The organism is Janthinobacterium sp. (genome assembly GCF_031995485.1).
Taxonomy (GTDB): Bacteria; Pseudomonadota; Gammaproteobacteria; order Burkholderiales; family Burkholderiaceae_D; genus Janthinobacterium.
The window spans coordinates 22110-28148 of sequence record NZ_DAMAGB010000065.1 but is presented as its reverse complement, the minus strand read 5'-3'; the positions used below and the strand labels follow the sequence as shown (position 1 = coordinate 28148).

Annotated in this window: 5 protein-coding genes; 1 reads left to right on the top strand and 4 read right to left on the bottom strand. The window is 64.1% G+C overall.

The window, feature by feature from the left end; genetic code table 11:
* From RTQ46_RS25375 to RTQ46_RS25360, 4 genes are all read right to left on the bottom strand, one after another.
* A partial coding sequence (locus RTQ46_RS25375; RefSeq protein ID WP_312440372.1) for a histidine kinase dimerization/phospho-acceptor domain-containing protein occupies nt 1-1527 on the bottom strand: 1527 nt, incomplete at its 3' end.
* A 2-nt stretch (nt 1528-1529) separates the two neighbouring features.
* Nucleotides 1530-1892 (bottom strand): Hpt domain-containing protein, encoded by a 363-nt coding sequence (locus tag RTQ46_RS25370; RefSeq protein WP_312440371.1) that lies wholly within the window; start codon nt 1890-1892, stop codon nt 1530-1532.
* Nucleotides 1893-1918: 26 nt separating this feature from the next.
* The gene (locus RTQ46_RS25365; protein ID WP_312440370.1) at nt 1919-2545 is read right to left on the bottom strand and encodes a response regulator; all 627 of its coding nucleotides are present in this window, start codon (nt 2543-2545) and stop codon (nt 1919-1921) included.
* Between the two features lie 112 nt (nt 2546-2657).
* On the bottom strand, nt 2658-3053 hold the full coding sequence (locus RTQ46_RS25360) for a hypothetical protein (RefSeq protein WP_312440369.1): 396 nt from the start codon (nt 3051-3053) through the stop codon (nt 2658-2660).
* Between the two features lie 511 nt (nt 3054-3564).
* Here RTQ46_RS25360 and RTQ46_RS25355 point away from each other — a divergent pair.
* Entirely contained in the window at nt 3565-6015 is a 2451-nt protein-coding gene (locus RTQ46_RS25355; protein ID WP_312440368.1) for a membrane-bound PQQ-dependent dehydrogenase, glucose/quinate/shikimate family, read from the top strand.
* Nucleotides 6016-6039: the final 24 nt, after the last annotated feature.

Here is a 6039-nt window from a genome sequence, read left to right as displayed (position 1 = left end):
GGCGCAGACCTCTCGCTGCCCGGCGATCTGCGGCGCCAGGCGCAGGCTGAGCGAGACCTGGCCCGATGGCGTAAACTTGATCGCGTTGTCGAGCAGGTTGCCCAGTACCTGCACGATACGCGCGCGGTCCGAGCAGAGCAATTGTGGCACCCCGGCATCGACTTGCGCCGTCAGGCGCAGGCCCTTCTTGTCGGCCCGCGCCTGATGCCGCTGCAGCATTTCATCGAGCAGCGCGCGCGGATCAAAATAGCGCAGTTCCACCGCCATCTGGCCCGCCTCGACCTTCGACAGGTCGAGAATGTCATTGAGAATATGCATCAGATCATGCACGCCATCGTTGACGTGGCCCGCATACTCGCGCTGCGCCGCATCGAGCGGCGTTTCCAGCAGCAATTCGCTCATGCCGGCGATGCCTGCCATGGGCGTGCGTATTTCGTGGCTCATGACGGCGAGAAAACGCGACTTGGCGGCATTGGCCTTTTCGGCGCGCGCCTGCAAGGCCAGCGCCAGCGCCATGTCGCGCTCCCTGCGGCGCAGCAGCGCCAGGATCAGCGCCAGCGCCAGCGCCAGCACGGCAACCCCGACCAGCGCCGCCCCGCCCATGGTGCGCAGCATGCTGCGCCAGCCATTCAGATATACCTCGTCGGTGACCGTGACATTGACGGCCAGCGGGAAGCCGGGAACCGCGCGCACCGCGGCCAGGCGGTCGACCTCGCGTCCCTGATCGGCGCTGCGCGGTGTTCCCGCCTGGATGACGCCGTGCGCGAGTCCCTGTTCCAGCACGCGGTAGGTGGTGCCCGTCAGGTTGCGTCTGCCCATCATGCCGGGCACCGCCGGCCAGCGCGCCAGCAGGGTATAGTCGCTGCGGTAAAGTGAAAAAGCCGTATCCTTGCCGATGCTGGCGCGCTGGAAGAACTTGCTGAAGAAATCGCACGACAGGCCCACCAGCACCACGCCCAGGAAACGTCCGTCCGGTGCGTCGATACGCCGGCTGAGATAGAAGGTCCAGGCGCCGTTGCCCTTGTTTTGTACCGGCGCGCTGACATGCACGCCGCCTTCGGGATGGCGGCGGTGATAATTGAAGTAGTCGCGTTCACCGAGCCGGATAAGAGGAGCCGGATACGCGCGGCTGAACGCGAGCACCACGCCGTCGCTGCCGACGATGGAAATCACGTCGATCTGCGGCGCGCCGCCGATCTTGTGCACCAGCATGCGCTGCGTGGCCGCGTCGCCCACCGCCGCGGCCAGTGCGGCGCCGTCCGCTGGCGCGCCGGCCTGGATATCGGCGCTGACAGCGTCAAGCACCAGCCTGGCCGCCGTCATGTTTTGCGCCGTGTTTTCCGCCAGCAGCAGCGACAGATTGGACAGATCCTGTTTCCAGTCATCGATCGCCTCGGCGCGCAGCGCCATGCCGGCGAAGATGATGCGCGCCGCCAGCAGAGCGACCAGCGTGAGGCCGACCAGCGCCGCGGCAAGGCGCGGGCGGCGCCGGGAAAAGCGGCGCAGCGCGGACCATCGCGCTTGCATGCTCATGGGTTGCAGCCCGGGTACTCCGCCATGCTGCGCTTCACCTCGTTCGCCACCAGGCTCATCAGGCGCGCGGTTTCATCCAGCCATCCCGCTGGCGGCACGCCTTGCTGCCGCACCAGCAATTCCATTTCCGACAGGCGGCTCGCCAGGCCATGTGCGCCCAGCAGCACCACCGTGCCGCGCAGCGTGTGGCAGCCATGCACGATGGCTTGTGGCGCGCCGCCTTGCAGGGCCAGTTCCACGCGCCGGTACAGTGCCGGCGAGGTGTCCAGGTAGGTCTGGCACAGCGCGCGAAACATGTCCGGGTCGGCGCCGGTGGCGTGAAACAGCACCGCGGGATCGATATGGCTGTAGGCTGGCATGGCGGAATCCCTGTCGATGGCCGGGGCTAGCCGACGCTGTGCGGCAGGCGGGTGCGCCGTGCATGCGCCGCGCAGCAGGCGCGCAAATAGCCGCGCAGTTCGTCATAGTTGACGGGCTTGGAAAAGAACACCACGCCCGCAGGCACGCCGCCGCGGCTTTCCAGCTCCTCCGGCGACAGGCTCGACGCCATGGCAATGTGCATGTCCGCCAGCAGCGGATCGGCCAGTATGGTGCGCACCACTTCGTAGCCGTCGATGCCGGCCATGACGATGTCCGCCAGCAGGATGTCGGGCTGGTCGCGCGTGATTTCGATCAGGGCCTGGTAGCCGCTTTCGCAAAAACGCACGCTCGCCGGCAACTCCCAGGAAGCGATCTGCTTTTTATACAGGGCGCGTTCGAGCGGACTGTCTTCGATGACCAGGATGGACGGCGCGCCGGCTGGCGCCCCCTGGCGGGCCGGACGTGGCGCCCGCGCCTCCTGTCCCGCGCTGCCCTTGTAGGCTTCCAGCGCCGCCATCGGAATGCGCCGGTGTCCGCCCTTGGTTTTCCACGCCTCGATCACGCCGGCCTCCACCAGTTGCTGGACGGAAGTGACCGAGATGCCGAGGATTTCGGCGGCCTTCTGGGTGGTACAGACGTCTGCTGTTTGCATGGTGCGCTTGATAGAGGGTTGATGGTTGCTGCCGATGATACGCAACTGGTGTCTGAAAATCAAATTTAACAAATTAGACAAATACACGGCCGCTTTTTTTCCCTGCATGCAGTCATGCGACACCGCCGGCCGGGAAATCTTCGAGCGCCGTGGACAAGGCATCGAGGGCGTTCATCAGGCGCGCATGCAGCCGCAGTTGGCCATCCAGGTCGTTCGCAAAGCCGGCATTGACGGCAAGATGGGCCAGCATACTGATCTGGCCGAGTCCCAGATTGGCGCTATCGGTGTAGATTTCCTGTGCCAGCATCCGTGCCTCGGTCATGCGCCCCAGCAGCAGGGCGTCGATCATGGTATCGAGCTGCCTGAATGTTTCAGTCACGAACAGGGCCAGTATTTCGCGATGCAACTGCCTGTCGTGGCCGAACATCTCGTTCAGGCGTGCCTGGTCATACGGCGCCATGCCCGACAAGGGCGCGTGATCGCTGTCGCTCGATGGTGGAAGGTTCATGGCCAGAGACTCGGGCAAACAAGTGGCGAACGACAGGCGGATATCATGGTCTTTTCCTTGCAATTTCAGTTGGGCTGCACCATGGCGGGCGGTTCAGAACCGTTCGCAATGGCCTTCGTTCAGCGTAGCGACAGACGCTTTTCGCCCTGTCGTTCCCGCCGCACCTAAAACGGGCCATGCTGGCGCCTGGTGTGAGAATTTGTTACTTTTCATTTTACGCCATAAAAATGTTTTATTTGCGGTATTTGTTTAAAATATCGTTTTTTTGTGCTGGAAGTGCAGGGCGGGGTGAAGTGGCGGCTACTCGCGGCACGCAGGCAGGGCAGTCGTGGACGCAAGACGTTGCGTTGCCGTCGGGCTGGCCGGAAACCGGAGAGCGCAGTGTTCTGACGATAAATACCATATCGCGCTAGTATTGCATCCAGGGATGCCCCCTGCGCATCGTGCCGCAAGCCGCGACGCGTGGGCAGCATGCCAAGCGCCTCCCACTTCATCCTCATCAAGGATCGTCATGACTGCTTCCGCTTCCGCACGGCCCGGACCACTATTGCTGGTAACCGGTATTGTCTTCATTCTGCTGGGCCTGGTGCTGGCCGGCGGCGGCATCTGGCTGCTCACCCTGGGCGGCTCCTGGTATTACATCGTGGCCGGTATCGGCATGATCGTGGCTGGCGCGCTGGTGCTCAAGGGCCGCCGCGCCGCGCGCTCGTTCCTGGCGTTTTTGCTGGCAGCCACCCTGGTCTGGTCGATTATCGAAGTGAAATTCGACTGGTGGCAGCTGCTGCCGCGCCTCGATATCTGGTTTGCCGCCGCCGTCTGGCTGCTGCTGCCGTTCGTTGGCCGCCGCCTCGAACGGGCCGATGCCGCCATCGCGCCGCGCGACTCCGGTAAAAAAGCATTGCTGACGGCCGTCGGGGCAACCTTGCTGGTGGGCGTATTTGCGCTGTTCCAGGATTACCATAACCTGCATGGCGAAGTGTCTGCCGAGAGCATGGCGGCCACGCCGCAGGGCGACTTTGCGCCCGGCGTGGCGTCCAACGACTGGTCGGCCTATGGCCGCTCCGGCTATGGCGACCGCTACGCGCCGGCCGCGCAGATCACGCCGGCCAATGCTTCGCAGCTGAAGGAAGCATGGGTGTTCCATACGGGCGACCTGAAGGGCCCGAACGATCCGGTGGAAATTGCCAATGAAGTCACGCCGCTGAAGGTGAACGGCATGCTGTACCTGTGCACGCCGCACAATATCGTGATCGCGCTGGACCCGGACACGGGCAAGGAAATCTGGCGCCACGATCCGAAAATCAACCGCGATGCCTCCACCTATCAGCACATGATCTGCCGTGGCGTGTCGTACTGGGACGTCAACGCGGGCCGCGCCAGGGACAATCCGGCGCCGGAAGCAGCCGGCCTGGAATGCCCGCGCCGCATCTTTGCGCCGACCATGGACGCCACCCTGATCGCGGTGAACGCCGACACGGGCGAAGCGTGCAAGAGCTTTGGCGAAAACGGCGTGATCGGCCTGTACCACGGCATGGCGATGAAAAAGCGCGGTTTCCTGATGCCGACTTCGCCACCGGCGCTATCGCAAAAGATGATCGTGATGGCCGCCAGCGTGACGGACAACGATTCGACCGAAGAGCCGTCCGGCGTGATCCGCGGCTATGACCCCATTACCGGCAAACTGATGTGGAACTGGGACGCGTCGAAGCCGGACGCCACCGAACCGATCGTGGCCGGCCAGACCTATACCAACAACTCGCCCAACTCGTGGGGCGTGTCCAGCGTCGATGAGAAACTGGGCATGGTGTATATCCCGATGGGCAATGAAACGCCCGACACCTGGGGCGGCAACCGCAATGTGAACGGCGAAAAATACAATAGCGCCATCGTCGCGCTCGACTTGGCCACCGGCAAGGTGCGCTGGGTCTACCAGACCGTGCACCACGATATCTGGGACATGGATATCGGCGGCCAGCCGACCTTGGTCGATATCGATACGCCGAAAGGCAAGGTGCCGTCGGTAGTGGCCACCACCAAGCGCGGCGACATCTATGTGATCGACCGCCGCGACGGCAGCCTGGTGGTGCCGGCGCCCGAGAAACCGGTACCGACCGGTAACGTCGCGGCCGGTGACCATGTGTCGCCGACCCAGCCGTTTTCGGCACTGACGTTCCTGCCCGAGAAGAACATCAGCGAAACCGACATGTGGGGCACCACGCCGTTCGACCAGCTGGCCTGCCGCATCATCTTCCGCCAGCACCGCTATGAAGGACCGTTTACGCCGCAGACTGTTGCCTCGGGCAAGATCAAGGGTGCCATCATCTCGCCGGGCCCGCTCGGCATCTTCGAATGGGGCGGCGCGGCCGTCGATCCGGGCCGCCAGCTGCTGCTGCTGAACCCCGACTACATGGGCTTCCTGGAACGCCTGGTGCCGCGTGCGCAAGCCACGGCCAAGGGTGGCAGCGGCACGGAGATGGGCCTGCAGCCGCAGAGCGGCACGCCGTTCGCCGTCGAGATCAAGCCGTTCCTGTCGCCGCTGGGCTTCCCATGCCAGGCGCCGCCATGGGGCTATGTGGCCGCTGTCGACCTGCGCACCATGAAAAAAGTCTGGATGCATAAAAATGGCACGACCATGGACAGCGCGCCCGTGCCGATTCCGCTGCCGCTGGGCGTACCGAGCCTGGGCGGCATGAGCACCACCGGCGGCGGCGTCGCTTTCCTCAGCAGCACGCTCGACTACTATATCCGCGGCTACGATGTGCGCAACGGCAAAGTGGTGTGGAAAGCGCGCCTGCCGTTTGGCGGCCAGGCCACGCCGATGAGCTACATCTCCGACAAGACCGGCAAGCAGTACGTGGTGGTGATGGCCGGCGGCCATGGTTCGCTGGGCACCAAGATGGGTGATACCCTGGTTGCCTATGCGTTGCCGGACGGGGCCAAAGCGGCTGAACCAGCCAAATAACATCCATATGGCGGCGCCGCGCAG